The organism is Phytobacter sp. MRY16-398, from assembly GCF_003925915.1.
Lineage (GTDB): Bacteria > Pseudomonadota > Gammaproteobacteria > Enterobacterales > Enterobacteriaceae > Phytobacter > Phytobacter diazotrophicus.
Genome location: NZ_AP018756.1, coordinates 5821593 through 5847448, shown reverse-complemented (window position 1 = coordinate 5847448; position 25856 = coordinate 5821593). Strand labels below are relative to the sequence as shown.

At 52.7% G+C, this 25856-nt stretch carries 30 protein-coding genes and 1 pseudogene; 16 read left to right on the top strand and 15 right to left on the bottom strand.

Going from position 1 to position 25856, the window contains the following annotated elements; translation table 11 throughout:
* Positions 1–140: 140 nt before the first annotated feature.
* From yihX to fabY, 4 genes are read left to right on the top strand one after another with little or no spacing between them, the layout of a single operon-like run.
* Entirely contained in the window at positions 141–740 is a 600-nt protein-coding gene (gene yihX, locus MRY16398_RS28600; protein ID WP_039077368.1) for a glucose-1-phosphatase, read from the top strand.
* Positions 734–1603, top strand: coding sequence for a virulence factor BrkB family protein (locus MRY16398_RS28595; RefSeq protein WP_039077367.1), 870 nt, complete (start codon positions 734–736; stop codon positions 1601–1603). The genes yihX and MRY16398_RS28595 overlap by 7 nt, the downstream gene beginning before the upstream one ends.
* Positions 1600–2037: a D-aminoacyl-tRNA deacylase gene (gene dtd / locus MRY16398_RS28590; RefSeq protein ID WP_125125604.1), complete on the top strand. Its 438-nt coding sequence runs from the start codon at positions 1600–1602 to the stop codon at positions 2035–2037. Before MRY16398_RS28595 ends, dtd begins: the two co-directional genes overlap by 4 nt.
* A gap of 44 nt (positions 2038–2081) precedes the next feature.
* Positions 2082–3023 carry a fatty acid biosynthesis protein FabY gene (gene fabY, locus MRY16398_RS28585; RefSeq protein ID WP_039077365.1) on the top strand — a complete coding sequence of 314 codons (942 nt, stop codon included), beginning with the start codon at positions 2082–2084 and terminating at the stop codon, positions 3021–3023.
* Positions 3024–3070: 47 nt separating this feature from the next.
* Here fabY and MRY16398_RS28580 read toward each other — a convergent pair whose 3' ends face one another.
* A complete protein-coding gene (locus tag MRY16398_RS28580; RefSeq protein WP_108702255.1) occupies positions 3071–3409 on the bottom strand; it encodes a nuclear transport factor 2 family protein in 339 nt (112 codons plus the stop codon).
* A gap of 96 nt (positions 3410–3505) precedes the next feature.
* Positions 3506–4423, bottom strand: a complete 918-nt coding sequence (locus MRY16398_RS28575; RefSeq protein ID WP_125125603.1) for an alpha/beta hydrolase — start codon at positions 4421–4423, stop codon at positions 3506–3508.
* Between the two features lie 150 nt (positions 4424–4573).
* Here MRY16398_RS28575 and MRY16398_RS28570 point away from each other — a divergent pair.
* Positions 4574–4732, top strand: a pseudogene (locus tag MRY16398_RS28570) (PIN domain-containing protein); the annotation flags it as partial.
* A gap of 36 nt (positions 4733–4768) precedes the next feature.
* Here MRY16398_RS28570 and fdhE read toward each other — a convergent pair.
* From fdhE to fdnG, 4 genes are read right to left on the bottom strand one after another with little or no spacing between them, the layout of a single operon-like run.
* Entirely contained in the window at positions 4769–5698 is a 930-nt protein-coding gene (gene fdhE / locus MRY16398_RS28565) for a formate dehydrogenase accessory protein FdhE (protein WP_039077362.1), read from the bottom strand.
* Positions 5695–6330 carry a formate dehydrogenase cytochrome b556 subunit gene (gene fdoI, locus MRY16398_RS28560; RefSeq protein ID WP_125125601.1) on the bottom strand — a complete coding sequence of 212 codons (636 nt, stop codon included), beginning with the start codon at positions 6328–6330 and terminating at the stop codon, positions 5695–5697. The genes fdhE and fdoI overlap by 4 nt, the downstream gene beginning before the upstream one ends.
* A complete protein-coding gene (fdxH, locus tag MRY16398_RS28555) occupies positions 6327–7229 on the bottom strand; it encodes a formate dehydrogenase subunit beta (RefSeq protein WP_108702253.1) in 903 nt (300 codons plus the stop codon). The genes fdoI and fdxH overlap by 4 nt, the downstream gene beginning before the upstream one ends.
* A 12-nt stretch (positions 7230–7241) precedes the next feature.
* Positions 7242–10292, bottom strand: a complete 3051-nt coding sequence (fdnG, locus tag MRY16398_RS28550) for a formate dehydrogenase-N subunit alpha (RefSeq protein ID WP_145986172.1) — start codon at positions 10290–10292, stop codon at positions 7242–7244.
* Positions 10293–10447: 155 nt separating this feature from the next.
* Between fdnG and fdhD the strand changes: the two genes are divergently transcribed.
* Together fdhD and MRY16398_RS28535 are read left to right on the top strand one after the other, a co-directional pair.
* On the top strand, positions 10448–11284 hold the full coding sequence (gene fdhD, locus MRY16398_RS28540) for a formate dehydrogenase accessory sulfurtransferase FdhD (RefSeq protein ID WP_079498726.1): 837 nt from the start codon (positions 10448–10450) through the stop codon (positions 11282–11284).
* Between the two features lie 129 nt (positions 11285–11413).
* Positions 11414–11626, top strand: coding sequence for a YdgH/BhsA/McbA-like domain containing protein (locus MRY16398_RS28535; RefSeq protein WP_039077357.1), 213 nt, complete (start codon positions 11414–11416; stop codon positions 11624–11626).
* Positions 11627–11676: 50 nt separating this feature from the next.
* On the opposite strand, the gene MRY16398_RS28530 is transcribed toward MRY16398_RS28535, so the two are convergent.
* Together MRY16398_RS28530 and MRY16398_RS28525 are read right to left on the bottom strand one after the other, a co-directional pair.
* The gene (locus tag MRY16398_RS28530) at positions 11677–12180 is read right to left on the bottom strand and encodes a YgjV family protein (RefSeq protein ID WP_125125598.1); all 504 of its coding nucleotides are present in this window, start codon (positions 12178–12180) and stop codon (positions 11677–11679) included.
* A 57-nt stretch (positions 12181–12237) separates the two neighbouring features.
* On the bottom strand, positions 12238–12759 hold the full coding sequence (locus MRY16398_RS28525; protein ID WP_052249193.1) for a Crp/Fnr family transcriptional regulator: 522 nt from the start codon (positions 12757–12759) through the stop codon (positions 12238–12240).
* Between the two features lie 141 nt (positions 12760–12900).
* Between MRY16398_RS28525 and MRY16398_RS28520 the strand changes: the two genes are divergently transcribed.
* From MRY16398_RS28520 to MRY16398_RS28480, 9 genes are all read left to right on the top strand, one after another.
* Entirely contained in the window at positions 12901–13113 is a 213-nt protein-coding gene (locus MRY16398_RS28520; RefSeq protein ID WP_039077353.1) for a YdgH/BhsA/McbA-like domain containing protein, read from the top strand.
* A gap of 413 nt (positions 13114–13526) precedes the next feature.
* Positions 13527–14507: a 6-phosphofructokinase gene (locus tag MRY16398_RS28515; protein WP_039077352.1), complete on the top strand. Its 981-nt coding sequence runs from the start codon at positions 13527–13529 to the stop codon at positions 14505–14507.
* Positions 14508–14517: 10 nt separating this feature from the next.
* A complete protein-coding gene (locus MRY16398_RS28510; RefSeq protein ID WP_071194780.1) occupies positions 14518–14832 on the top strand; it encodes a PTS sugar transporter subunit IIB in 315 nt (104 codons plus the stop codon).
* Positions 14825–16192: a PTS sugar transporter subunit IIC gene (locus MRY16398_RS28505; RefSeq protein ID WP_125125597.1), complete on the top strand. Its 1368-nt coding sequence runs from the start codon at positions 14825–14827 to the stop codon at positions 16190–16192. Before MRY16398_RS28510 ends, MRY16398_RS28505 begins: the two co-directional genes overlap by 8 nt.
* Positions 16179–17021 (top strand): class II fructose-bisphosphate aldolase, encoded by an 843-nt coding sequence (locus MRY16398_RS28500; protein WP_039077349.1) that lies wholly within the window; start codon positions 16179–16181, stop codon positions 17019–17021. Before MRY16398_RS28505 ends, MRY16398_RS28500 begins: the two co-directional genes overlap by 14 nt.
* Positions 17022–17091: 70 nt before the next feature.
* Positions 17092–17361 carry a hypothetical protein gene (locus MRY16398_RS28495; protein WP_039077348.1) on the top strand — a complete coding sequence of 90 codons (270 nt, stop codon included), beginning with the start codon at positions 17092–17094 and terminating at the stop codon, positions 17359–17361.
* Positions 17362–17370: 9 nt separating this feature from the next.
* Complete coding sequence (locus MRY16398_RS28490) at positions 17371–17808, top strand: PTS sugar transporter subunit IIA (protein WP_125125596.1); 438 nt, start codon at positions 17371–17373, stop codon at positions 17806–17808.
* The gene (locus MRY16398_RS28485) at positions 17805–18350 is read left to right on the top strand and encodes an AAA family ATPase (protein WP_110296141.1); all 546 of its coding nucleotides are present in this window, start codon (positions 17805–17807) and stop codon (positions 18348–18350) included. The genes MRY16398_RS28490 and MRY16398_RS28485 overlap by 4 nt, the downstream gene beginning before the upstream one ends.
* A 142-nt stretch (positions 18351–18492) precedes the next feature.
* Positions 18493–19995 (top strand): glycoside hydrolase family 43 protein, encoded by a 1503-nt coding sequence (locus MRY16398_RS28480; protein WP_125125595.1) that lies wholly within the window; start codon positions 18493–18495, stop codon positions 19993–19995.
* Between the two features lie 39 nt (positions 19996–20034).
* On the opposite strand, the gene MRY16398_RS28475 is transcribed toward MRY16398_RS28480, so the two are convergent.
* The 7 genes from MRY16398_RS28475 to MRY16398_RS28445 all read right to left on the bottom strand — a co-directional run bounded on the left by MRY16398_RS28475 (position 20035) and on the right by MRY16398_RS28445 (position 25848).
* Positions 20035–20733 carry an oligogalacturonate-specific porin KdgM family protein gene (locus MRY16398_RS28475; protein ID WP_039077345.1) on the bottom strand — a complete coding sequence of 233 codons (699 nt, stop codon included), beginning with the start codon at positions 20731–20733 and terminating at the stop codon, positions 20035–20037.
* A gap of 293 nt (positions 20734–21026) precedes the next feature.
* Positions 21027–21986 carry a hydroxyacid dehydrogenase gene (locus MRY16398_RS28470; RefSeq protein WP_125125594.1) on the bottom strand — a complete coding sequence of 320 codons (960 nt, stop codon included), beginning with the start codon at positions 21984–21986 and terminating at the stop codon, positions 21027–21029.
* 45 nt (positions 21987–22031) lie between these two features.
* Positions 22032–22871: a PTS system mannose/fructose/sorbose family transporter subunit IID gene (locus MRY16398_RS28465; protein ID WP_052249191.1), complete on the bottom strand. Its 840-nt coding sequence runs from the start codon at positions 22869–22871 to the stop codon at positions 22032–22034.
* Complete coding sequence (locus tag MRY16398_RS28460) at positions 22864–23667, bottom strand: PTS mannose/fructose/sorbose/N-acetylgalactosamine transporter subunit IIC (protein ID WP_039077343.1); 804 nt, start codon at positions 23665–23667, stop codon at positions 22864–22866. The genes MRY16398_RS28465 and MRY16398_RS28460 overlap by 8 nt, the downstream gene beginning before the upstream one ends.
* An 11-nt stretch (positions 23668–23678) precedes the next feature.
* On the bottom strand, positions 23679–24173 hold the full coding sequence (locus MRY16398_RS28455; RefSeq protein ID WP_079498431.1) for a PTS system mannose/fructose/N-acetylgalactosamine-transporter subunit IIB: 495 nt from the start codon (positions 24171–24173) through the stop codon (positions 23679–23681).
* Between the two features lie 20 nt (positions 24174–24193).
* Positions 24194–25369, bottom strand: a complete 1176-nt coding sequence (locus tag MRY16398_RS28450; RefSeq protein WP_125125593.1) for a glycoside hydrolase family 88 protein — start codon at positions 25367–25369, stop codon at positions 24194–24196.
* Positions 25366–25848 carry a PTS sugar transporter subunit IIA gene (locus MRY16398_RS28445; RefSeq protein WP_039077340.1) on the bottom strand — a complete coding sequence of 161 codons (483 nt, stop codon included), beginning with the start codon at positions 25846–25848 and terminating at the stop codon, positions 25366–25368. The genes MRY16398_RS28450 and MRY16398_RS28445 overlap by 4 nt, the downstream gene beginning before the upstream one ends.
* Between the last annotated feature and the right edge of the window lie 8 nt (positions 25849–25856).

Genomic DNA, 25856 nt, shown 5'->3' with positions numbered 1-25856 from the left:
GAATGGGGAGGCTTTTTTCATCATCGTCTGTCCGGGAACCTCTACCCATCACATTCCTGTCGCCCGCCAGCGCGGGCAAACTATTCAACTTCTGACTTTCCCGCTACAGTTAACTTTCCACGGAAAATAAGGAGAGAGAGATGCTCTATATCTTTGATTTGGGTAACGTGATCGTTGATATCGACTTCAATCGGGTGCTGGGCGTATGGAGTGACTTTAGCCGCGTGCCGCTTGCGACACTCAAACAGAGTTTCACGATGGGCGAGACGTTCCAGCTTCATGAGCGGGGTGAAATCAGTGATGAAGATTTTGCCAAAGCGCTCTGTGAAGAGATGTCTATGTCGTTAAGCTTTGAGCAGTTCGCAACGGGCTGGCAGGCGGTTTTTGTCTCCCTGCGTAAGGACGTTATCAGCATCATGCAAAAACTGCGTGAGCAGGGGCACCGCGTGGTCGTGCTCTCCAATACCAACAGTCTTCATACCACGTACTGGCCGGATCAATACCCGGAAATTTTGGCTGCCGCCGACCATATTTATCTTTCGCAAGATATGGGAATGCGTAAGCCGGAAGTACGCATCTACCAACGTGTTCTCGAACTGGAAGGCTATAGCGCTGATAATACTGTCTTTTTCGATGATAATGCCAATAATATAGAAGGGGCTAACCAGTTGGGGATCACCAGTATTCTGGTGACGGGTAAGAACACCCTCCCTGACTATTTTGCGAAGCAGTTATGCTGAAATTTATTCGCCATAAAACGAAACACCATACGCGACCCATTTGGTCGTGGCTGAAATTACTCTGGCTGCGTATTGATGAAGACCACATGACAACGCTGGCGGGAAATCTCGCCTATGTTTCGTTGCTTTCATTGGTGCCACTCATTGCCGTTATCTTTGCGTTATTTGCCGCTTTTCCGATGTTTTCTGAGGTTAGCATCCAACTGCGTCACTTTGTTTTTGCTAATTTTATTCCGACTACCGGCGATGTGATTCAACGCTATATCGAACAGTTCGTTGCCAATTCAAGCAAAATGACCGCCGTTGGAGCATGTGGGCTGGTGGTCACCTCATTACTGTTGATGTACTCCATCGACAGCGCCCTCAATTCTATCTGGCGCAGTACGCGCGTGCGTCCGCGGATATACTCCTTTGCTGTCTACTGGATGATTTTGACGCTGGGGCCGCTGCTTGCCGGGGCAAGCCTGGCGATAAGCTCTTACTTGCTCTCTCTGCGCTGGGCCAGCGGGCTCAATGGCGCGATAGATAATATGCTGCGCGTTTTCCCGCTCATTTTGTCGTGGATCTCTTTTTGGTTGTTGTACAGCATTGTACCAACCACCCGCGTGCCCAACCGTGATGCTGTGATTGGTGCTTTTGTCGCCGCTCTATTGTTTGAAGCGGGGAAAAAAGGGTTTGCGCTTTATATCACCACATTTCCTTCTTACCAGCTCATTTATGGCGTGCTGGCGGTGGTCCCGATTTTGTTTCTGTGGGTCTACTGGACATGGTGTATCGTCTTGCTTGGCGCTGAAATAACTGTCACTCTCGGTGAATATCGACGATTAAAAAAAGCCGCAGAACAAGAAGAAGACCAACCATGATTGCATTGATACAACGTGTATCCCAGGCCAGCGTTATCGTGGCGGGTGAAGTGACGGGCGAAATCGGTCCGGGACTTTTGGTGTTGTTAGGTGTCGAAAGGGAAGATGACGAGCAAAAAGCGAACCGCCTGTGCGAGCGCGTACTGGGGTATCGTATTTTCAGTGACGCTGACGGCAAGATGAACCTCAATGTTCAGCAGTCCGGCGGCAGCGTGCTGGTGGTGTCACAATTTACGCTGGCGGCGGATACCGAACGTGGCATGCGTCCTGGCTTTTCCAGAGGGGCCGCGCCGGAAAAGGCGGAGGCGCTGTATGACTATTTCGTCAGTCGCTGCCGTAGCCAGCAGATAGAAACACAGACCGGACGATTCGCCGCAGATATGCAGGTATCGCTGGTTAATGACGGCCCCGTAACGTTCTGGTTGCAAGTATGAGCCAGCTTGCGGAGTTGCCACGGGTAACAAGAGAGAATACAGCTATGTATCACCTTCGCGTACCGCAAACAGAAGAAGAGCTAGAGCTTTACTACCAGTTCCGTTGGGAGATGCTGCGCAAGCCATTGCATCAGCCGAAAGGCTCCGAACGTGACGCCTGGGATGCCATGGCCCATCATCAAATGGTTGTGGATGAAGAAGGCGAAATCGTTGCCGTTGGTCGGTTATATATCAATGCTGACAATGAGGCTTCGATCCGTTTTATGGCCGTCCACCCCTCCGTGCAGGATAAAGGGCTCGGCACGCTGATGGCGATGACGCTGGAGTCTGTCGCGCGCCAGGAAGGTGTGAAGCGGGTGACCTGTAGCGCACGTGAAGATGCGGTAGAGTTCTTTGCAAAGCTGGGTTTTATCAATGAGGGCGAAATCACCGCCCCGCAAACCACCCCGGTGCGCCATTTCCTGATGATCAAACCCGTGGCGACGCTGGATGATATTCTGCATCGCGGCGACTGGTGTGGGCAGTTGCAGCAGGCCTGGTATCAGCATATTCCACTCAGCGAAAAGATGGGTGTGCGCATTCAGCAGTACACCGGTCAGAAATTTATCACCACCATGCCGGAGACGGGCAACCAGAACCCGCACCATACGCTGTTCGCCGGAAGCCTGTTCTCGCTGGCGACGCTAACGGGCTGGGGGCTTATCTGGTTGATGCTGCGTGAGCGGCATCTGGGCGGGACGATTATTCTTGCCGATGCGCATATCCGTTACAGCACGCCAATCACGGGTAAACCGAGCGCGATTGCCGATCTCGGCTCTCTGAGCGGTGACCTCGACAGACTGGCTCGCGGGCGTAAAGCGCGTGTTCAGTTGCAGGTTGAACTGTTTGGCGACGATAAACAGGGTGCCTTATTTGAGGCGGTTTATATCGTGTTACCCGCTAAACCTTATGGCGCTTATGAAGAAGGCGGCAACGAAGAAGAGTGATTAGCGAGTCCGGCGCCAGCGCCGGGCTCAACCCAGGCAAAATAAAGCTATTCGGCAAAGTAAAACCATGCGGTTTTAATCAAACCATCCTGAATCTCATATACCGCCATATTCTCGATAACCTGCTCGCCGATGCCATAGATTTTTTCGTGATCGAACACCTTATTTCCCATCACGGTGCGGCTAAGCAACTCCGCCCTCAGCGCCGGGTTGTTAAAACGATGCTGGCTGTAAAATGCGCGCAGCGCTTCCCGACCACGGGTGGAAGGGGATGTGGCGGGCATACGCCATGCGGTAAAATCTTCGCTAAAACAGGCCACAAACATCTCAATGTCATGGGCGTTATAAGCGGCAAATTGTTTTTCGACGGGCGCAACGATGGACATGGTGTTTCCTTGCTTCGTTAAGGGGTGTTTCTTCCTTTCAGCTATCTCTTGCAGCGCTAATGAACCTTCGCCGCTACGCAAACCTTCATGAAGTTCTCAATGTGGTAACGCTCTCAACCGCCATGCCACATCTCTTATCGCCCCGCGAGCTGTTTTGCTGATGCCAGCAAGCTGAAAGAAACCGTGAATCACCCCAAGATGGTGCTGGCAGGAACATGCCACCCCTTGCTCGGTCAGCCGTTGAAACAACGCTTCGCCTTCATCGCAGAGCGGGTCATATTCGGCAGTAAGAATATGCACCGGAGGAAGACCGTTAAAATCATCGCGCCAGAGCGGGCTGGCTTCCGGATGCATGGGATCCGTGTCACCGAGATATAGCTCGTAGCCACTGAGCAGCGTGTCACGGGTAATCACATAGTCCTCGCCGTTGCTGGTATAGCTTTCAAAATAGGCGGTCGCATCGAGCATGGGATAAATCAGGATCAATTGAGCGGGTTGCCATACCTGCGCGGCTTTAAGACGAAGTGCCGTAACCAGCGCCAGATGACCACCCGTGCTGTCTCCTGCGAGGGTGACTTTTTGCCGATCCACGCCCAGCTCATCGGCGTATTGCCAGATAATTTCTGCCCCTCTGTACGCGTCATCATGCGCGGCAGGAAAGGGATGTTCCGGGGCCAGACGATATTGCACCGCAATCACCCGACAGCCGCTATGAAAAGCGAGCTGGCGCAACTGGTTGTCATGGGTGGCAAACTCGCCGCTGATAAAGCAGCCGCCGTGGTAATAGACAAGCGTTGGCAATGGGCCGGTTGCCTCAAGCGGGGAGATAACGCGAAACGCCATACCGTCGAGATGCACATCTTCTACGTTTACCCGGGTTTCCGTTTCGCCCGCCAGCACGGTACTGGCGATGTAGCCCGCCCTCCGTTCATCAATACTTTTATCTCGCGAGGATGGCCGCCCGGCGGCAATAAACTCCCTGACCAGCTCTGCAATTCCGATTTCCAGCGCCATTACAACATCTCCATTCTGTATATATATCCAGTGTTATAACCTGGATTGACGTCGGTGGGAAAGGTGATTTTCAGGAGGCGAGTGAATCTGGAAAGCGTCTCGCAAAGATGAAATACAGGCAGAAAGGCGCCTTATTCATGCACAGGTTAGATTGCAGAGCGGAGCGGTAAACTGCGGCAAGAATATGGCATGACGCAGCCAGACGCCATAATCCTGGCGACAGCGCAGCTTCATCGCTGTGAACGGGTGACACGAAATACCCGTGATTTTGCCGGTGTAGCGGGAGTGATCACACCGTATCAACTGTAGCCGGGCGCATGGGCAACCCGGCACAGTTAATGGCGCTTACTCCCCTTCGCCCGGGAAGAGGAATGGATTGATGGAACTGCGGGCGAACCCTTCCTGTTCCATACGGGCATCAAGCACCAGCGAAGCTAAATCATCGGCAACAGGCTCCACGTTCGGATCTTTTTCCTGATACAGAATCTTAAGATAGGTGCCGCAATCGCCACAGCTTTCGGCTTTGATTGCCGCCTTCTCGTTGTCCAGCGACCAGTAGTGTAAGTCGCGAGTCTGCTCGCAGTTGCTGCATTTGACGCGCACCACGTGCCACTCGGTTTCACAAAGATTGCAGTGCAGATAGCGCAACCCCTGGGTGGTGCCGATATGCACAACGCTTGAAACAGGTATCGATCCGCATACCGGGCAGAACTGACGCTGCTCGCCATATTCCGCACGGGCTTTGCCGGGGATCAGGCTGGCCATTTGCGACCAGTAGAGAGAAAGCGCAGCCCAAATAAACGGCGCTTTATCGCTACTCACCGCGCTAAAATCAGACGCAAACAGCGCGCTGGCCATCTGCTCCAGCTCCTGTTCGGAGGATTTTTCCAGATTTTCAATGACGGCCAGCGCAGGTCCACTCATTTCCGGTTTGAGTTCGGCAATGAGGGAGTGCAGCAGCCGGTGCCAGTGCTTATCGCGCGGCAGGACATGGATATCCAGCGGCGGCTTGCCCTCAGCGGCGGCCTGTTTGATACGTGCTGTCAGATCGATTTCCAGCGGATGGTCGTACAGCACCACCTCCTGGGCATGGGCGATCAGCGCGGCAAAACGCAGGTAATCACCCAGCGGATTGTGCTCTGCTAACGCGCGCAGGCGTTCTGCCCGGCGGTTATAGAGATTTTTCAGTCTGGGGAATAATAACGGCGGAATCACTTCCGCCGTGCGTTTCTCGCTCTTCTCCAGCTCGTCTTGCGGGATTATGCGAATACTCATTCCGTCGTTTTTTCCTCTTTCTGGCGGACTTCACGGTACCAGCGCGGGTGATGTTTCTTCGCCCACGTTTTGGTTACCCAGCCTTCCATCATGGCGGTTATCGTGCCCTTCACCCATAGTGCGGCGTAGATATGCACCATAATAACCACAATTAACGCTACTGCGGCAAACGAATGAACCATAATCGCAATTCGAATGACCGGGATAGAGAAAACGGGTGCGAAGTACGGACGCCACATGATGATGCCGCTCACCAGCAACAACACCAGGAAGAGAATCGCCGCCCAGAACACACATTTCTGGCCGAAGTTATAGCGCCCGGTATCACCCACTTCCTCGTTGACGACGATCTTACGAATATTCTTCGCCCAAAAGATATCATCCCGATTGATTAGGTTGTGATGCCAGTAGCGGAAGAACATGATGATGAACGACGCGAACATCACCACCCCAACAAACGGGTGCAGAATACGCGCTAACTGCGGCGTACCCAGAATGTGCATCAGCCAGTTAAAGGACGGGAAGAAAAAGCCCAGCCCGCTCACCGCCGCCAGCACGAAGCAGAAGGCGGTGACCCAATGGTTGATGCGTTCCGGCGCCGTGTAGCGCACGATGGTGTCACGTCTTTTCATTTGCGCACCTCGTCTTTTTCTTCATGCAGATTGTCGTCTTCTTCCTCTGCGCGGTTTGGACCGACACCGACGTAGTGGAAGATACTGGCTGCAAATGTCGCTGCAAAACCCACAGCGGCCAGCGGCTTCCAGATACCTTTCCAGAACTTCACGGTTTCGCTGATTTCCGGGTTTTCCGGCAGGCCGTGATATAGATTCGGCTTGTCGGCATGGTGCAGTACGTACATGACGTGTGTACCACCAACGCCGGCCGGATCGTACAGGCCCGCATTGTCATAACCCCGAGTTTTCAGCTCCGCCACGCGTTCGCCTGCCAGCGTTTTCATATCCTCTTTGCTACCAAAGTGGATAGCGCCGGTCGGGCACGTTTTCACGCAGGCCGGTTCCTGACCGACGGTAACGCGGTCTACGCACAGCGTACATTTGTAGACGCGGTTGTCTTCCGGGTTCAGGCGCGGCACGTTGAACGGGCAGCCTGCAATGCAGTAGCCGCAGCCAATACACTGTTCAGACTGGAAGTCGACAATCCCGTTGGCATACTGAATGATAGCCCCTTCTGAGGGACATGCCTTCAGACAACCCGGATCGGCACAGTGCATGCAGCCGTCTTTGCGGATAAGCCATTCCAGTTTGTCGTTCTGCTCCACTTCGGAAAAACGCATAACTGTCCATGACTTAGCGGTCAGGTCAGCCGGGTTATCGTAAACCCCGACGTTATGTCCCACTTCATCACGAATATCGTTCCACTCCGAGCAGGCTACCTGACAGGCTTTACACCCAATACAGGTGGTGACGTCGATAAGCTTCGCCACCTCCTGCTGGTGATCCCGCGCCTGTGGCGCGGGGGTAAAACCGTTAGTGGCGGAACGACGGATAATATCTTGAGATTGGTAAGCCATAATTCGTCTCCGCTATACCTTTTCCACATTCACCAGGAAGGCCTTAAACTCCGGCGTCTGGGTGTTTGCGTCACCGACAAACGGGGTAAGGGTGTTAGCGATAAAGCCTTTCTTCGCCACGCCTTCATAACCCCAGTGAATGGGAATACCGATGGTATCCACCTCTTTGCCGTGTACGTTCAGTGTGCGAATACGCTTGGTCACCACAGCCTTGGCTTTGATATAGCCGCGGTTGGAGGAGACTTTCACGGTATCGCCCTGCACGATCCCCAGCTTGCCCGCCAGCTTTTCACCGATTTCCACAAACTGCTCCGGCTGTGCGATCGCGTTCAGCAATGCGTGCTTGGTCCAGTAGTGGAAGTGTTCGGTAAGGCGGTAAGTGGTGCCGACATACGGGAATTTATCCGCTTTACCCATCGCGGCCATGTCGTCTTTAAAGACGCGCGCGGCCGGGTTCGAGACCACATTCGGGTGCAGCGGGTTAGTGCCCAGCGGTGTTTCAAACGGCTCGTAATGTTCCGGGAACGGCCCTTCCGCCATCTTATCGATAGCGAACAGGCGGCCCATCCCTTCCGGCTGCATGATAAACGGCCCCACATCGCTGCCCGGTGCTGCAGTGCTGTAGTCCGGGATATCCGCGCCGCCCCATTTCGCCCCGTCCCATTTCAGGAGCTGGCGTTTTGGATCCCACGGTTTACCCTGCGGGTCAGCGGAGGCGCGGTTATACAGGATGCGACGGTTAAGCGGCCACGCCCATGCCCAGCCGAGCGTATTACCAAGGCCTGACGGGTCGGCATTATCGCGTTTGGCCATCTGGTTGCCGTCCGGCGTCCAGCTACCGGCGAAAATCCAGCAGCCGCTGGAGGTGGTACCGTCGTCACGTAACTGGGCGAACGAACTGAGCTGCTGACCTTTTTTCACGAGGACCGTATTGGTAACCGGATCGATAATATCCGCCAGCGCCTTGCCGTTACTCTCCATTGCCACCTCTTCCGAAGCCGGTTCGTGTGGTGTGGAGTAGTTCCAGGTCATGCTCAGCACCTGTTCAGGGTTAGCACCGCCCTCTTCGGCGTACATTTTGCGCAGGCGCAGGAAGATGCCTGCCAGAATCTCACCGTCGGTGACCGCTTCCCCCGGCGCATCCTGACCTTTCCAGTGCCATTGCAGCCAGCGGCCGGAGTTCACGATGGAGCCGTTCTCTTCGGCAAAGCAGGTGCAGGGCAGGCGGAACACTTCGGTCTGGATTTTCGATGAATCAACATCGTTCGACTCGCCGTGGTTCTGCCAGAACGTGGAGGTTTCCGTGTTCAGCGGGTCGATGGTCACCAGGAATTTCAGTTTCGACAGTGCCGCCACAACTTTGTTTTTGTTCGGGAACGATGCGACCGGGTTGAAACCCTGGCAGATATAACCGTTCACCTGACCTTTAAACATCATGTCGAAATACTGCAGGACGTCGTAACTCTTATCCCACTTCGGCAGCAAGTCGAAGCCCCAACTGTTTTCTTTCGTCGCTTTTTCGCCATAGAAGGCTTTCATCATCGAGACGAAGAATTTCGAGTAGTTGCCCCAGTAGTTCACCTGACCCTGCAACAACGGTTTTGGCGTGTTTGCCGTCAGGTAGGTTTGCAGATCCGTCTGTTTCTCGCTTGGCAGCGTCATATAACCCGGCAGGCTTTGCGACAGCAGGCCTAAGTCGGTCAGCCCCTGAATATTGGAGTGGCCGCGCAGGGCGTTAACACCGCCGCCCGCCATCCCCATGTTGCCGAGCAGCAATTGGATCATCGCCATGGTACGGATGTTCTGCGCACCAACAGAGTGTTGCGTCCAGCCCAGCGCGTACAGGAACGACGCAGTTTTGTCGTGGGCACTGGTTTCCGCGATGTATTCACAGACTTTCAGGAAGTCCGCTTTTGGCGTACCGCAGATGTTTTCCACGACCTCTGGCGTATAGCGAGAAACGTGTTGTTTCAGTAAATTCCACACGCAGCGTGGATGGGTAAGGGTGGTATCGCGCTTAGCGAAGCCCTGTTCATCCAGCTCATAGTTCCAGCTTGAACGGTCATATTTGCGTTTTTCCGCCTCATAGCCGGTAAACAGGCCGTCTTCAAAGCCGAAGTCCTCACGCACGATCAGGCTGGCGTTGGTGTAGGCTTCGGTGTATTCGCGGTTGTATTTTTCATTTGTCAGCAGATACAGCAGAACCCCGGAGAGGAAAGCGATATCCGTCCCGGAACGAATGGGCGTGTAAAAGTCCGCGACCGAAGCGGTACGCGTAAATCGAGGATCGATAACGATTAATTTGGCGCCATTATGGATTTTTGCTTCCATCGCCCAGCGGAATCCCACCGGATGCGCTTCAGCAGCGTTCCCTCCCATCACGATGATGAGATTGGCGTTTTTCATATCTACCCAGTGGTTGGTCATCGCACCGCGACCAAATGTTGGAGCAAGACTTGCTACCGTTGGTCCGTGTCAGACACGCGCCTGGTTATCCACGGCGAGCATGCCGAGGGCGCGGGTAAATTTCTGGGTTAAATAACCGGTTTCGTTACTGGATGCGGAGGCGCACAGCATACCGGTGGAGAGCCAACGGTTGACGGTGGTGCCTTCGGCGTTTTGCGCGATGTAGTTGGCATCGCGGTCTTTTTTGATCAGTTTTGCGATGCGAGCAAACGCGTCATCCCAGGTGATTTGTTGCCATTTGTCGGAGCCTGGCGCACGGTATTCTGGATATTTCAGGCGGCTTTCTGAATGAATAAAATCCACCAGACCTGCACCTTTCGGGCAGAGCGCGCCACGGTTGACCGGGTGATCCGGGTCGCCTTCGATATGGAAAATAGATGCTTTGGCGTTTTTCGCGCCGTCGCCGAGGCTATACATTAAAAGCCCACAGCCGACAGAACAGTATGTGCAGGTATTTCGCGTTTCACGGGTGCGCAGTAATTTGTATTGCCGCGTCTCCGCCAGTGCTACGCTTGGGGCAAAGCCCAGCGCTGCTGCCGTTGTACCTGCCATACCGCCAGCGCAGATCTTAAAGAACTGCCTTCTGCTGACCTGCATGGTTTGCTCCTTGTTTCGACATTGTCACGAGGTTTTTTTTACTTTGCGGTCGTCGCCGCAAAGGTACAAAATTGCTGTAAATCCCCTGGCCCAAAAGGGGTATGACTCAGAATACCACATTGCGGTTACGCCTGTTTTAATTCGGTTAATACAACGTGAACAAAATCCATACTGAACAATACGAAGTTGCTACTCAGATCACAGGTTCCCGCCAGGTCGCACTCTGGAAGCGCGATGATCTGCAACATTCTCATCCCGATGTGTTAGCGGAGGAAGTGCCCGTTGCGCTGGTTTATAACGGCATTTCTCATGTGGTGATGATGGCCTCCCCCAAAGACCTGGAGTGGTTTGCCGTCGGTTTTTCCCTCTCCGAAGGGATTATCGAAACCCGCCAGGAAATTTTTGGCATGGAGGTGGTGCCGTCCTGCAATGGTCTGGAAGTGCAGATTGAGCTTTCCAGCCGTCGGTTTATGGGTCTAAAAGAGCGTCGTCGCGCGCTGGCCGGGCGGACAGGGTGTGGCGTGTGCGGCGTTGAGCAACTGAACGACATTGGCAAACCCGTCGCACCACTGCCGTTTACGCAGACATTTGAGCTGGCAAATTTGGACCAGGCGCTGGCGCATCTCACCGATTTCCAGCCGATTGGCAAACTTACGGGCTGTACCCATGCGGCCGCCTGGATGCTACCTTCCGGGCAACTTGTGGGTGGGCATGAGGACGTGGGGCGTCACGTGGCGCTGGATAAGCTGCTTGGTCATCGCGCCCATGAAGGGGCATCCTGGCAGACGGGAGCGGCGCTGGTCTCCAGCCGTGCGAGCTATGAAATGGTGCAGAAATCCGCCATGTGCGGCGTGGAAATTCTGTTCGCCGTTTCCGCTGCGACCACGCTGGCCGTTGAGGTTGCTGAGCGCTGCAACCTGACGCTGGTGGGTTTTTGCAAGCCGGGCAGGGCAACGATTTATACCCATCCGCAGCGTTTGATTGCGGGTTAAGATATAAATCAGTTTTTTTGAATGTTGAGAGCAAATTCTTCCGCTTTTTGTTGATGAGGTTCAGGTCTAGTATTTATTTCATCGAGGCACAACGCCTCACCTCAACAAACATTCAGAAGGGTTTATATCATGAAAAGCATCAAAACTTTTGTCGCAGTTATCGCTCTGGCTTCTTCTTTCGGTTCATTCGCTGCACAGACAGTGACCGCAACCTCCTCCACAATGGACGGTGCAGAAGCGAAAATCGCCGCTCAGGCTCAGCAGGCTGGTGCCTCTTCTTACCACATCACCGAAGCTTTCACCGGTGACCGCGTGCACATGACCGCAGAACTGACCAAATAAGCGTAACACTGTCGAAAGAGCGCCTACGGGCGCTTTTTTCGTTTCTGGTGTTACCCGCCCACCACCACACCTCTCTTTAGCCGCCAGTACGAAACCAATGTACTCAGCATAAACGTGCCTTCCATGACTATCGCCATGGGTGAACCTGCCAGAACATTATTGATAAGCCAGCACAGGCTGCCGCCCAGAGTGATCAGCCGTAACCCCGCTGCCGTTGGCTGAAATGCGGCAATCGTCATGAGTAAACTGCCCGCTAGCGGGAAGATATCTGTCGGATGTTGCCAGGTCAGTCCGCTGCATAGCACCGACGCACAGAGAAATCCCCCTTTCACTCTTTGGCTTGTGGTGACGATAGCCAGCAGGTATCGGCTGGCGGCCAGCGCCATCAATCCACAGGCACTGTTTTCACCGAGCAGCCAGAAATGGAACGCCAGCAGGCTGGTAGAACAGGCGAGCGTCAGCAGAGAACACTGTCGACGGATAAACTGAAAGGCCAGCAAATCCAGGCCAAACGACAGGCCCGCCAGGATCTGTGAGAGGAAAAATGGGGTCATCGCATTGCCCGCAGAGAGAACGAGGGGGCAGCATAAGACGGGCGGGCGTGTCGGTCGTTAACCTTTGTTAAGACGTGCGCGAATTCGCGACAAACTCACCGGGGAGATGCCAATGTAACTGGCGAGATCTTTTTGCGTGAGCTGTTGCTCCCAGTCCGGAAAATTGGCCTGCACGTATTGCCAGCGCTGTTCGGGATTATTGAGCAAAAACATCTGCTCTTTCTTTTCCTTGTAGATCACCTGTTGGCTGAGCAGAGCCAACCGCGCAGTAAGGTGCTCGGGTTTATCGAGCAGACGCAGCGGGATTTCACAAAGCCTGCCTGGGGTCAGCATTTGCAGGCTGTAATCCGCCACCGATCCGGTAAGCCAGCTCAGGTAGAGAAAACAGCATTCACCGGCGAAATAGAACTCTTTCACTTTTTCCTGGCCCTGTGCGGAGTGATATACCGCCCGGGCAGTCCCTTCCTGTAACCAAAACAGACTGTGTTGTGGCTCCCCTTGCCGTTGCAGAGTCTCCATTGCCGACATGCTGCGCATGCGTCCAAATTGCTGCAAGGCGGTGAGCCAGTCTGTGGTCATTTTCCTCTCTCTTTTCATGTTCAGATAATTTGAAAGATAAATGCAAATCATTCCGCTGTCTGTTGATGTGGTTAAGGTCTATTATTTATTTCATCGAGGCGAAGCGCCTCATTCCAATAAACATTCAGAAGGGTTTATATCATGAAAAGCATCAAAACTTTTGTCGCAGTTATCGCTCTGGCTTCTTCTTTCGGTTCTTTTGCTGCTCAGACTGTAACCGCAACTGACTCTACACTGTCTGGTGCAGAAGCGAAAATTGCCGCTCAGGCACAACAGGCTGGCGCCTCTTCATACCAGATTACCGAAGCTTTCAGCGGTAACCAGGTTCATATGACCGCTGAACTGACAAAATAAGTTTTCCCGCATTGCCGCTGTCCCTGACTCTTCGGAGCGGGGACAGGTTATTTCCCCGCTGTTTTTGCTCTCCCTTTTCTGAATTATCCTCCCGTATGCCTCTTTTACGTTAAAAAATGAGGTTGCAATCACAAAATTACCATCCTTCTAAAAGCCTTAATCGCAGTTTTATTTCTCCGAAATATTTCAAATCGCCTTCTTTTATAACTCAATGATTGGAAAGGAATTAATAAAAATACTGTGAGTTGAATCTCACTGTGTTTTTGTGATTAAAGTCGCAAATAAAAGCCATTTAACATATGTGTCAATGGTTGGTTGACGGAAAATTATCGATAAAATGTGACTTTCATTGCAAATATACCTCTTGAAGTCAGGGAAAAATATTCCCACGGGAAGCCAACGGGGAATTTGCGATGAGAATCGGTGTAGTCATTAGCGGTGGTGATGTATCGGGAATAAATAACTTTATTTTCCAGATCGCAAGACTGATGCAGGCAGACATTACTCTGTTCAATGGCGGAATACCTGGTTTACTTGAAAAGAAGCATAACGAAATCGCCTGGCGCGATTTGGTGGATTTCTCTATTGCCTCAATCCCCATTATTACCTCGGGTCGTACAACCCGAAAATTAGTACGAAGCGAATATGAAATAATTGCAAAAAAATTAAGGTCGCTACGTATTGATGTACTGGTTATGGCGGGCGGTGATGGATCGCTGCAATTTTTAAATACGCTGAGCGAATTTGATGTGAATTGCTTTGGTGTCGGCATGACAATTGATAACGATGTCTATGGCAGTGATTATTCCATTGGATTTTCTACCGCCTGCGAACAAATTATTAAGGAAGTTTCCCGACTCAGGAATACCGGTCGGGCGTTACCCGGCCGTGTCTTTATGGTAGAGGTCCTGGGAGGATACTGTGGGGAGCTGACGCTGCAATCAGCGATAAAAAGCAATGCGGATATTGCCCTTATACCGGAGTGCCAGATCCCAATTGATGAGTTATCTCAACGCATTACAGACCGTCTTGCCAGCCAGAACAGTGTCGTTATTTTATGTTCAGAAGGTTACACCAGAGAGTACACGCCGGGCTTTCAGGGGGCTATCGACACCATGATCAAGCAGCTTGAACCGCGAATTGGCGTGCGTATTCGTAAAACGATTATTGGTTATGGTTTACGTAACGGTGACCCTACCTGCGAGGAGATTTATCAGGGCACTATCATGGCCAGTGAAGTGGTTCGTTGTATTCAATCTGGTATGAAAAATAAAGCCATTATTATCAATTCGAGTAATAAACCTATCCCTATTGATCTTATTAGTATGAAAAAACGTCTGGTAGACACAGAAGGACATCATTACAAACTGGCCAAACAACTCAATATTATTTGAGGAGATTTACATGCTTAAAGTTCTTTGCGTATGTGGCTGCGGCCTCGGCTCCAGCTTTGCGATCGAAATGAGCGCAAAAGCAGTGCTGAAAAAATTAGAAATTCCGGCAAAAGTTGAACACACAACCGTTTCTGAAGCTGGTGCATTTAAGTCCGATATGATTTTGACGCAAAAAGTCTTTGCCGACATTTTAACGGCGGATGCCAGTGAAGAAGAAATCAGCCGTGTCGTTGTGCTTAATAAATTGACCGATAAAGAGGAAATCGAGCAGAAGATTATCGCATTCTTAAAAATGCATAACATGAAGGTAACTGACCATGAATAGCTTCATTGAGTTTATCGTCAAAGATCTACTCGGGCAGGCGTCAATATTAATTGCCTTTATCGCCATGCTCGGTTTGATCTTACAAAAGAAATCACCGGGAAAAATTGCCGAGGGGACATTTAAAACGCTGCTCGGTTTCTTAATCATGATGGCCGGTATCAATATCATCGTCGCCACATTGACCTTCCTGAATGATATTTTCACCCACGGTTTTGGGATGAAAGGCTACATCACCGATGTGGCGGCCATCGCCGGGCTGGCGAACCGCGAACTGGGTTCAGAAGTGGCGCTGACGCTGATGGTCATTTTCGCAGTCAATATCATCATTGCCCGCCTGACACCGCTGAAATACATCTTCCTCACCGGACAAGCATTGCTATGGATGGCAACTATCGGGGCGGCTATTGGCTATAAAGCCGGTCTGACCGGGCTGCCGCTGATCCTCACGGGCGGTATTTTTGGCGGCGCGATGGCGGTACTGATGCCTGCGCTGGCACAACCGGTGGTCAGACGCATTACCGGTTCTGATGATGTGGCGCTGGGACACTTCTGTACCATCGGCTACCTGGTGCAGGCAGCAGTGGCGAAAGTGGTCGGTAAAGGTTCCCGCTCAACGGAAGATCTGCAACTGCCGGATAACTTTAAATTCCTGCAGGATACCTATCTGGCCATGGTGGTGGTGATGGTACCGATGTACCTGATCCCGGCCGTGGCCGCGGGGCCGGAATACATCTCTCAGTTCTCCCATGGCGTGAACTTCCTGATGTACGCCTTCATGCAATCCATCCAGTTTGTGGCCGGGGTATTCGTTCTTTACAGCGGTGTGCGTCTGCTGTTGAACGAACTGGTGCCCGCTTTCCGTGGTATCGCCATGCGCATCGTCCCGGACGCCAAACCGGCGCTCGATTGCCCGGTGCTGTTTCCTTACGCTCCGAACGCGGTCATTGTCGGCTTCCTGGCCACCACCGTCGGTTCGATTATTGGCATGTTGGTCTTTCCGATGTTTGGTCTGGCGATGATTCTGCCAGGATTGCTGACCAACTTCTTTGCGGGCGGCACGGCGGGCGTCTTTGGTAACGCACTGGGTGGCCGTCGTGGCGCAGTTATCGGCGGCGTTGTCCATGGTTTGTTTATTACCTTCCTGCCCGCCATCCTGGTGCCAATGCTGGAAAGTTACGGTTTCACCGGGGTGACGTTCAGTGACTCTGATGTCATCAGCTCTGGTCTGGTGCTGGGGCATGCCTTCCAGAATAACTGGCTGTTTGTCGGTCTGTTTATTGTCTTTGTCGCGTTCCTTGCCTGGTTCGTTAATGGCAACTCAGCTAAACCAAAAGGGGAGAAAGTCCATGAGTCTGCATAATTTCACTGCGTTGTTAGAAATTGCCAAAGCACGTCAATTTAAAGCTGTCGGTTCCTTTAATTTACACTGTCTGGAAATGCTGCCTGCTTTTTTTAAAGCGGCAAAGCAAACGAACAGCCCGTTAATGATTCAGATATCAACCGGAACGGCGCAATATCTGGGATATCAATTACTGGTTGATTCTGTGCGCTCATTATCAGCAAGTGAAAATGTGCCTACCTGTTTGCACTTGGATCACTGTTCGGATATTAACGCGATTCAAACGGCGATTGATGCCGGATTCAGTTCAATAATGTATGACGGTTCTCATCTGGATATTGATGAGAATATTGCCAGGACCCGTATTGTGGTGGAGATGGCGCGACCACGTGATATTTCGGTCGAAGCCGAATTAGGCGCAATTGGCGGTTCGGAAGACGGTAAAGCCGTTGCCGAAGAGGATATCTGCTTCACCACCGTGGAAGACGCGAAGCGTTTTGTCGAGGAAACCCACGTGGACATGCTGGCGGTTTCGGTCGGCACGGTGCATGGGCTATATACCGGTAAGGCGCAGATCCAGCATCAGCGTTTGCAGGAGATAAGCGCCGCCACAGGGACGCCGCTGGTGCTGCATGGCGGGACCGGTGTGAGCGACGAGGATATGCGCAAAGCCGTAACCGAAGGGATCAATAAAGTGAATGTCGGCACGGAGATGAATGTGCAGTGGGTTGGCCAGTGCAAATCGACCTTTGAGAAAGGAAAGGTGAATGACAGCGTGCGGAAGTTTTTGATTCCGGCGAACGACGCCGTCACCCAGGTGCTGGTCGAGAAAATGAATTTATTTAAATAATCCCCCATTACCACATTAATTTTATTCCATAACCCTGGTGCTCCGGCACACGTCGGGGCGGGAGTGAGCCATGTTTGAATCATTGAAGTCGTTGTGGAAAAAAGATGATACGACGCTGGAAGAATATGACAAGCAGGCACAATTGCTGGCTGTCGATATAAAATCACTCGAAGGTAATCTGGCGGAGGATCCGCGAAATAGCGATGTCCAAAAACAATTAATGCTGCTATATAACCGGGCATTAAATGTCTTTGTTAAAAGTAAACAATATCGCCATGAAGTGGATTCTCTCTTTATTCGTATCGACGAGTTGCGCAATATTATTCGGCGTAATATTTAGGGAGAACAGATGACGATTAAAGATCTTCTTATTGAAGCGGATGCGATTCAGATTGGCGTAACAGAAAAAGACTGGCGGCAGGTGATTCGGCTTGCCGCCCGCCCGCTGATTGACGGGGGCTATCTGGAGGCCCGCTATGGCGAGGCAGTGATCGACAGCACGCTGGAGCATGGCGCGTACTATGTCTTTGATGAGGGCATCGCCATGCCGCATGCACGCCCGGAATGCGGTGTGAAACGGGACTGCTTTAGCCTGGTATTGTTGCAGGAACCGATTCGCTTTGGCGAAAGTGAAGCGGCGGATATTGTTATTATGTTCGGGGCGCGCGACAGCAATGCGCACATCGAAGAAGGTATTCGCGCCATTGTGCATCTGCTGGACAGTGATGACACGATGGCGGCGCTCCGGGCGGCACGGACAAGGGAGGAGGTGGTAGCGCTGCTATGACTACGCAAATAAAAACGGTCGTACTGGTCAACGGTGTACCGGCATCGGGCAAAACCACGGTAACACGTCAGTTGTCGGAACGGTTTTCGCTGCCGGTTCTGACCATCGATGGCATCAAAGAGCCATTTATGGCGCAGTTTAGTGAAATAGACCGGGCGTTTAACCGCAAGCTGGGCTGCGCGGCCTATGACGTCATCTGGTCAATTATTCGTAATGCGCCAGCAGGCTGCCCGTTTCTTGTCGACGCCTGGTTTGGTTTTCAGCCGAAGGAGAAGCTGGTTGAGTATCTGGAGAAGGCCGGGGTGACACGGATCCTCGAAGTCTGGAACGCGGTCGCCCCTGACGTGGCCGTCGCGCGTTATGCACGGCGTCTTGGCGAGCGTCGGGTTGGTCATCCTGGCGAAGAGTACCTGCCGGAGCTGGCGGTACTGGCCGCCAAAGCCGAACCGATGGCGCTCGGCCCGGTGTTTCGCTTTGAACAGGGAAGTGAAGAGGGGTACACCCGCCTGTTTGCCTGGATGGGCGAGCATTTGCGGGCCTGAGGGGAAAATAACCGCTACCGTCGAAAGAGCGCCATCTGGCGCTTTTTTTGTGTCTTTCCGTTTTTAATATATTGAAAATAATCATAAAAAATTGGTGGCGTGATTATTGCAACGGCTTCGACAGATAAAAAGGAGCCATAGCATGCCGTTACACTATCAAAACCCTGTTATTCACGCCGATTACGCCGATCCTGATGTTATTCGGGTAGAAAATGATTTCTGGATGGTTTCATCCAGCTTTAATCAGCTCCCCGCTTTACCGATACTCCACTCACGCGACCTGATTCACTGGCGCATCGTTAACCATGCCGTTAAGCGGCTCCCGTCACCAGAATATGATGCTGTCCAGCACGGGAAGGGGGTCTGGGCACCGTCAATTCGCTATCACGATGGGCAGTTCTGGATTTTCTACAGCCTGCCGGATGACGGTATTTTTGTTACCCATACCCGTGACCCGCTTGGCGAATGGAGCACGCCGCGCTGCCTGAAAAAAGCGCCTGGCTGGATTGATCCCTGCCCGTTCTGGGACGACGATGGAAGGGCGTGGCTGGTGCATGCTTTTGCGTATAGTCGCTGCGGCATTAAAAATAAGCTGCAACTGATTGAAATGGCTCCGGATGCTTCCCGCCTGCTTGATGACGGACGGATTATTTTCGATGGCACGCCCTCACACCCGACGCTGGAAGGGCCAAAGCTCTATAAACATGCCAATGAATACTGGATTTTTGCGCCCGCGGGCGGCGTTAAACGCGGCTGGCAAACGGTATTACGCGCCGCACAGCTTTCGGGTCCGTGGCAGCACCGGGATGTGTTGCATCAGGGCGATACGGCGATTAATGGCCCACACCAGGGGGCATGGGTAGCGCTGGAGAATGGGGAACACTGGTTTTTCCATTTTCAGGACAAGGGCGTCTATGGCCGGGTCGTGCATTTGCAGCCCCTGCGCTGGCAGGAAGATGGCTGGCCCGCCATCGGTGAACCGCTGGGCAATGCGGGCAAAGGGCAGCCCGTCATCCTTCATCCCCGGCCTTCCTTACCGGTAATGCCTTGCTCACCACAAACCAGTGATGATTTCCCCGAAGGTAAGCCGGGCCTGCAATGGCAGTGGCAGGCTAACCCTCAGTCGCAGTGGCTTGAGGCCAGCACAGCGGGCCTGGCGCTGCGCTGTGCGCCCCATACCGGTAGCCTCTATACCTTGCCGCAGATGCTGTTGCAAAAATTTCCCGCTGAACGCTTTGTGGTTACCCTTTCACTGGAGAGCCGGTTCAGCCAGTTGGGGGATGAAGCGGGCCTGATTATCTATGGCGAGCGCTTTGCCGCGCTGTGCCTGGTGCGCGAAGCCTCTGGCGTGCGGTTACTGTTGCGCCATGGCTGGAACAGCGATAGGGGGGAACTGAGTGAATCCGTGTTGCCCATTTGCGACGACATGTCAGGGAACCCTGAACTAGGTTTCCATGTTGATTACGATGGTATCAGCCGTTTTTGCTACCGCGTTGCCGGTGAAGCGTGGCGGGAAGTAACTCCGGGTTTCTCTGCAGGGGCGGGGAAATGGGTTGGGGCCAGATTTGGCCTTTATGCCTGTGGGCAGGGGAGTGAGACGCAGGGGATGGCGCTGTTTTCGCACGTTGTGGTGCGCGAGGCATAAAAAACCGGGGCAGCACGCCTGCCCCGGCGGATAATGCGTTTAGTTGATGTAATAGCGGATACCGATACGGAATCGAACCTGGTCGTCATGGTTCTGATCCTGGTCCAGCCAGGCCACTTCGGCGTACGGCATCCAGTTTTTATCCAGCCGATAGCGCGCCACAATGCTCGGTTCCCAGTGGGTTTTCTGTCCGTTTGAGGCGTTGAAATCGTTGGCGTTGACGAAAAACTCCGGGTTTAACTGTAACCAGAGTTTATCCGTGGCCTGGTAGTTGAAGAACAGGTCAAACTGATGGCTATCGTTGTAGTTCATGTTGCCGTTGTAATCATGCTCTTTGTGGGTCATGTGGTTATAACGGTAGCGACTGCCAATACTGAAAACTTTGCTGACTTTATAATCCAGGCCTAAATACGGGGCGATTTTTGTGCCGTTACTGTCGATATCGGACAGTCCACCCGGCGTGAGCGTCCATTTATCGTTCAACGGAACAGGATACCACCCTTCATATTCCTGAAAGGTACTGCGCATCTGATCAAAATTTTGACCTAAATCGTACATCGCCGAAACCAGAATACCGGCACCGTTATCAAAAATATGTCCTGCGCCAATTTTATACTGATTTTTCTCAGAGGCAGTGGTATGCGCGTAACGATTATCTACCCAGGTAGCGGCAGAGAAAGCGTTCATGGTAAATAAGGTCAGCGGTAAGGCAATGGTAAAATAAGTTGATTTTTTCATGGTTTATCCATTTATTTATTAACAAGCATGGTTTTAACGCGCATTTGTAGCGTTATTTTTGAATTTAAAATACGGGTGCGGCGTGAGTCGTTATTATTTATCTGTGCCTCGATTGTGTTGATGGTTGCAAAGATAAGTGCAAGCCACGTGCTAAATATTAACACCATGAAATTTCAATAATTTATTTGCGTGCTTTCATTGGCATTCGACACAATAAAGAATGTTGGAAATTGCTAAACACTAGCTTTGACCATGTTCACATAAATTAAGGTTATTTTTATGTGTGTTGGAAATTAAAATATTACCCGATGCTGTAGCGGTTCATTGTCCATCCAGCGTTTAAATTCAGCGATAATAAGATCGCCAAGCCTGCGCGTTTCATTATTTAGTGCGCCAGCAATATGGCTGGTCAGTAGAATATTGGGTAGCTGATAGAGCGGTGAGTTGAAAGCCGGTGGCTCCGGGGACGTCACATCCAGTAAGGCTGTCAGATCGGGGCGTTGCTGCATGACGGTGATAAGCTCTGCCTCGTTAACCTGCATCCCTCTGCCGGTATTAATAAACACCGCGCCGGGGCGCATTCGGCGAAATAAATCGCCATTGAGAATGTGTTTGTTGTCATCGCGATTGGGTAAATGGTTACTTACCACCAGCGCGGTTTCAAAGGCGGCTTCCAGACTTAAGGTTCGCTTCCCGGCGCGCGAAGGAATAGTCATCACCTCCAGTGCAAAGGGGTGAAGAAGCTGGGCCAGCGTCTGTGAAATAGCCCCTGCACCAATTAATGCGACACGCTCATCATAGACACCGGGCGCGGGGTGCTGATAGTGTAACGGCGTAAAATCTGCGGGTGTCTGGTATTCTCGCTGATTACGAAAATACCCTTTGCAGGCCAGTAAGATCTGCGCGAGACAAAATTCCGCCACCGGTACGGCATTAGCGCGCCAGGCGCTGACGACGATAATGCCGCGTTTAATAAGCGTGCTGGCGAAAGCATCCGTTTTCCCGGCGGCATAAAACAGAATTTTTAAATTTGGCAAGGCATCAAGCTGGGATTCATTAAGAGGAAACATGCCCCAGCTCGAAAATATCACCTCAGTTTTTGCAAGCTCAGGAATTCGTGCTGAAATATTTTGCTCGGTGATCGTCTGCGGATAAAACTGACACCAGTTGGAGAGTTGTTGTAAGCGCCCTGCGGAGAAAACCTGATTAAATTTTTCTGGTTGGTTGGTAAAACAGGCGGCGTATAACGTCATTATCAGTCCTGTTATGCCCCTCTTTTCTCAAGAGGGGCACGTAAATTAAATAATGCCGATACCTGCGGCAGCGAAGCCAAATATAATCAGGAATATAAGAATTTTATTTGGGCTGACCTTTTTATTGAGCATACGCAGGCACACCAGTACCAACAGCAGGGGAATAAGCCCAACGCAAATTTTGTCGAGAATATCCTGCAGCACGAAGGGCTGCCCGGCGATGGTCGTTTTAAAGGTGGTGGTAAATTTCACCATGCTGGCGCTCATTGCCCCGACCATCATTAGCCCCATTATCGCCGAGGCTTTGGTGACGCAACTTAACAACCCAGACTGTGTCGCTTCGGCAATATATTTCGACCCCAGCCGGTAGCCCATCACCCCGCCGTAATAGCGAATCAGGTAGCTTGGAATGTTATAAATCAGCAGGAACAGCAATGGCCCGAGCGGGTTGCCCTGAGACGCCAGGCCGATGGCGATACCGGTGGCGATAATGCGCAGAACGCCATAAAAGAAGGAGTCACCCACGCCTGCAAACGGCCCCATCAAGGCGACTTTGATACCGTTAATGCTGGACGTATCAAAGTTAGGGTTCGCCGCGTTCTCTTTTTCCATCGACAGCGTCAGGCCCATGATAAACGGTGCCAGATGCTGGTTGGTGTTGAAGAACTGGCTGTTGCGTTTTAACGCTTCCATATAGCGGTGCGGATCCGGATAAATCTTTTTCAGCATCGGCGCCAGTGCCCAGCCGTAGCTCAGCCCTTCCATACGGGTAAAGTTCATCGTGCCCAACAGGGGGAACTGGCGAATAAAGAGCTGACGAAACAGCTTTTTCTCGCTTTTATCATCATCGCGGGCGGCGACGTTTTTCATGTGAATATCAGTCATTGAAGAACCCATCCTTATCATCAACAGACGCGGGCGCGGTGGTCGCGGCTTTCTGTTTGTTGGCTTTTAGCTGATTGAACTCGTTCAGGCACAGGTACACGGCAACGGAGGCGGCAATAATGGCGATGCCGATGATCGGCAGCTTGAGGTACGCGGTCATTGCGAAGCCGATAAAGAAGAATGCGGCAATATTGCGGTTCCACAGAGCCTTGAGCAGGATGGCGAAACCCAGCGCAGGCAGCACGCCGCCCACCGCCGTCATGCCGCGCATAACAGTATCGGGAATGCTTTCCACCAGGCTGCGGATTACATCGGTGCCGAAAAGCACGCCAAAGAAGGCGATCACGGCGAAGGGTACGCCATAGAAGAAGGTCATACCGAGCACCAGTCCCAGCGCGGCGCGATCGCGCCCCTCTTCCAGCAGCGCATCATATTTTTCCACCAGACCGGTGTAGACCAGCTTGAGAACCTGGTAGACAAAAACGGCCAACAGGCTGATCGGCAGTGCGAGCGCGACGGCGACAGGCGGCTCGGCTTTGGTGAGGATAGTGAAGGCGGTTGCCAGAACGGAACCGACCGCCAGATCGGCAGGCACAGAGCCGCCAATCGTGATGGTACCCAGGAAAATCAGTTCCAGAGTGGCACCAATGATGATCCCCTGCTGAAAATCCCCCAACACCAGCCCCACCAGCGCACCGCAAATCAGTGGGCGCTCCACAAGCGGCTGGCCGAGGGTATGGTCGGCGGTCTTGGCGAAGAACATAACAAGGGCAACGAGTATGGCTGACGTTAACATAGCGGCCTCTCTTAACCGGCGTGGTTCAGCATTTCAATCAGGTTTTTGACCGGATGAGACGGTAAAACCTGGTAGTCCACCTGCACACCGCGTTCGGCGATGGCGTGGAAATCCGCGACATCTTCCGGGGTGACGTAGACGGTATCACTGATGCGGGTTTTCGCCGCCAGGTTGTCGGTGATGCGCCCATAATTGGCAACGTTAAGCGCTTTGATCGCCGGTACCTGCTCGATCAGACGGCGGGCATCAGCGGCGTTATTTACGATAACCATAATTTTCATCGCCTCTGAACGTGGGTCATTCAGAACATCACCTGCATCGCTCACCGCCATGATGGCGCATTTCGCCGTATCCGGTGCGGCCATGCGCAGGGACATCTTCTGGACTTCGTTATTTACAATCTGATCGTTGGCAACCAGAATGCGGTTAACACCCAGATGCTTGGTCCAGACAACCGCGACCTGGCCGTGGATTAATCGGTCATCAATTCTTATTAGCGAAATCATTACGTACTCCTGTTTTTGTTTTACCAGTAGGGTGTCCAGACGCGGGAAAGGCGTACCAGGGCTTCAAACCAGAAGTAGTCGCCCCAAAGATTCGGTACGTTGATGCCCATATCACGGCCAAAGTTGTAAACGCCTTCGCGCAAGAGGCCGTCTTCGTTATGCGCAAAGTAATGAGCCTGAAGGTGACGCATCATCAGGCTGATAGCATTGAGGTAAGCCGGACGCAGCGAATCGGTCAGCGGCAGGTGTTTAAGCAGTTCCGCCATACCGCAAACGGCAATCGCAGCGGCTGAGGTGTCCCGGTACGCGTGGTCCTGGGCGGTGAAGATTAAATCCCAGTAGCACACACCATCTTCCGGCAGACGATTAAGAAAATAATGCGTCAGCTTGCGGGAGAGCTCTGGCAGCGCAGGGTTGCCTGTGTGTTGAAAACCCAGCGCAAAACCGTAGATGCCCCACGCCTGGCCGCGTGCCCAGCATGAACTGTCGCTGAACCCCTGATGGGTATCGCCGCGCAGCGGTTCGCCGTTCGAGATATCCATGTAGAACGTATGGAACGTCGAAGCATCTTCGCGTACCAGATAACGGGCTGCCTGGGCCAGGTGGCGTGTGGCCGCGTCGCGCCAGTCGGTATTTCCGGTTTCATTAGCGGCCCAAAAGAGCAGGGGAACGTTGAGATTACAGTCGATAATCATTCGCCCCTGGCGCGCCGGGTCGTTTAAATCCCCCCACGCCTGAATAACGCCCGCCGTGCTGTTGAAACGCCGATAAAGCAGGTCCGCCGCCCGCAGCGCCAGGGCGCGTGCTCGGGTGTTACCGGTGAGCCGCCAGCTATTCACGCAGGAAAGCAGATACAAAAAACCGAGGTCGTGGGTATCGACTTTAATCTGCTTATCCAGGCGCTCTTCAAAGTTATCGAGAAAGCCCTCTGCGACGCGACGGTATTTCTCTTCTCCCGTGACTTCCCAGGCGAGCCACAACAGGCCAGTCCAGAAGCCTTCCGTCCAGTCCACTTTCTCAACGGGGAGATAGAAGCCGCCTTGCGCGCTGGCCGCCGGGAACGTCTGGCTAAAGCGCGGCAGCATGGCATCGATGCTGCTGAGCACATCAGCGATTGCGTCATTGAGCCAGGTTTTGTCCAGCGCGGGCTGTGGTGTAAGGTAGCGGCAGTCCAGCCTTTCCAGGGTGACGCTCATAGGTTGCTCTCCGTCGCAAAGAAATCGTCCGCATCGTCCCGGTGAGCGGCAAGCGTCGCCTGGCGCGCCGCCATGATCTCTGGCACAACGTTCATGTATTGCATGGCGTCCGTTGCCGCCCGAATCGCATCCTGCAGGCGGTCTTCTGTCCGCGCATGTTCTGACATACAAAATTCCATCAGCATGATCAGGTTCGCGCCGCTGATGACATGCATATGCGGATATTTCACCATCAGTTGCACCGCAGTATTGTTGACGCTGCCGCCCTGCATATCGGTAAACAGCACCAGCTCATTGCCGCGGCGTGCGGCTTCGCTGGCGATAGTCTCAAAATGGTGGCCAAGTTCTGCTGTTGACCCAATCTCCCCGCAATAGGCGCAAATGGGGATGACGCCGTGGTCTTCGCCAATTAATAAATTCAGGCCGGAAATAATGCCTTCGGCATAGCGGCCATGACTTGCGATATAAATCTCTCGCATCAGGTATT

Excerpts from the sequence above, each read along its gene's own strand:
- yihX (WP_039077368.1), top strand. The coding sequence starts at position 141 with ATGCTCTATATCTTTGATTTGGGTAACGTGATCGTTGATATCGACTTC.
- MRY16398_RS28595 (WP_039077367.1), top strand. The coding sequence starts at position 734 with ATGCTGAAATTTATTCGCCATAAAACGAAACACCATACGCGACCCATT.
- dtd (WP_125125604.1), top strand. The coding sequence starts at position 1,600 with ATGATTGCATTGATACAACGTGTATCCCAGGCCAGCGTTATCGTGGCG.
- fabY (WP_039077365.1), top strand. The coding sequence starts at position 2,082 with ATGTATCACCTTCGCGTACCGCAAACAGAAGAAGAGCTAGAGCTTTAC.
- MRY16398_RS28580 (WP_108702255.1), bottom strand. The coding sequence starts at position 3,409 with ATGTCCATCGTTGCGCCCGTCGAAAAACAATTTGCCGCTTATAACGCC.
- MRY16398_RS28575 (WP_125125603.1), bottom strand. The coding sequence starts at position 4,423 with ATGGCGCTGGAAATCGGAATTGCAGAGCTGGTCAGGGAGTTTATTGCC.
- fdhE (WP_039077362.1), bottom strand. The coding sequence starts at position 5,698 with ATGAGTATTCGCATAATCCCGCAAGACGAGCTGGAGAAGAGCGAGAAA.
- fdoI (WP_125125601.1), bottom strand. The coding sequence starts at position 6,330 with ATGAAAAGACGTGACACCATCGTGCGCTACACGGCGCCGGAACGCATC.
- fdxH (WP_108702253.1), bottom strand. The coding sequence starts at position 7,229 with ATGGCTTACCAATCTCAAGATATTATCCGTCGTTCCGCCACTAACGGT.
- MRY16398_RS28535 (WP_039077357.1), top strand. The coding sequence starts at position 11,414 with ATGAAAAGCATCAAAACTTTTGTCGCAGTTATCGCTCTGGCTTCTTCT.
- MRY16398_RS28530 (WP_125125598.1), bottom strand. The coding sequence starts at position 12,180 with ATGACCCCATTTTTCCTCTCACAGATCCTGGCGGGCCTGTCGTTTGGC.
- MRY16398_RS28525 (WP_052249193.1), bottom strand. The coding sequence starts at position 12,759 with ATGACCACAGACTGGCTCACCGCCTTGCAGCAATTTGGACGCATGCGC.
- MRY16398_RS28520 (WP_039077353.1), top strand. The coding sequence starts at position 12,901 with ATGAAAAGCATCAAAACTTTTGTCGCAGTTATCGCTCTGGCTTCTTCT.
- MRY16398_RS28515 (WP_039077352.1), top strand. The coding sequence starts at position 13,527 with ATGAGAATCGGTGTAGTCATTAGCGGTGGTGATGTATCGGGAATAAAT.
- MRY16398_RS28510 (WP_071194780.1), top strand. The coding sequence starts at position 14,518 with ATGCTTAAAGTTCTTTGCGTATGTGGCTGCGGCCTCGGCTCCAGCTTT.
- MRY16398_RS28505 (WP_125125597.1), top strand. The coding sequence starts at position 14,825 with ATGAATAGCTTCATTGAGTTTATCGTCAAAGATCTACTCGGGCAGGCG.
- MRY16398_RS28500 (WP_039077349.1), top strand. The coding sequence starts at position 16,179 with ATGAGTCTGCATAATTTCACTGCGTTGTTAGAAATTGCCAAAGCACGT.
- MRY16398_RS28495 (WP_039077348.1), top strand. The coding sequence starts at position 17,092 with ATGTTTGAATCATTGAAGTCGTTGTGGAAAAAAGATGATACGACGCTG.
- MRY16398_RS28490 (WP_125125596.1), top strand. The coding sequence starts at position 17,371 with ATGACGATTAAAGATCTTCTTATTGAAGCGGATGCGATTCAGATTGGC.
- MRY16398_RS28485 (WP_110296141.1), top strand. The coding sequence starts at position 17,805 with ATGACTACGCAAATAAAAACGGTCGTACTGGTCAACGGTGTACCGGCA.
- MRY16398_RS28480 (WP_125125595.1), top strand. The coding sequence starts at position 18,493 with ATGCCGTTACACTATCAAAACCCTGTTATTCACGCCGATTACGCCGAT.
- MRY16398_RS28475 (WP_039077345.1), bottom strand. The coding sequence starts at position 20,733 with ATGAAAAAATCAACTTATTTTACCATTGCCTTACCGCTGACCTTATTT.
- MRY16398_RS28470 (WP_125125594.1), bottom strand. The coding sequence starts at position 21,986 with ATGACGTTATACGCCGCCTGTTTTACCAACCAACCAGAAAAATTTAAT.
- MRY16398_RS28465 (WP_052249191.1), bottom strand. The coding sequence starts at position 22,871 with ATGACTGATATTCACATGAAAAACGTCGCCGCCCGCGATGATGATAAA.
- MRY16398_RS28460 (WP_039077343.1), bottom strand. The coding sequence starts at position 23,667 with ATGTTAACGTCAGCCATACTCGTTGCCCTTGTTATGTTCTTCGCCAAG.
- MRY16398_RS28455 (WP_079498431.1), bottom strand. The coding sequence starts at position 24,173 with ATGATTTCGCTAATAAGAATTGATGACCGATTAATCCACGGCCAGGTC.
- MRY16398_RS28450 (WP_125125593.1), bottom strand. The coding sequence starts at position 25,369 with ATGAGCGTCACCCTGGAAAGGCTGGACTGCCGCTACCTTACACCACAG.
- MRY16398_RS28445 (WP_039077340.1), bottom strand. The coding sequence starts at position 25,848 with ATGCGAGAGATTTATATCGCAAGTCATGGCCGCTATGCCGAAGGCATT.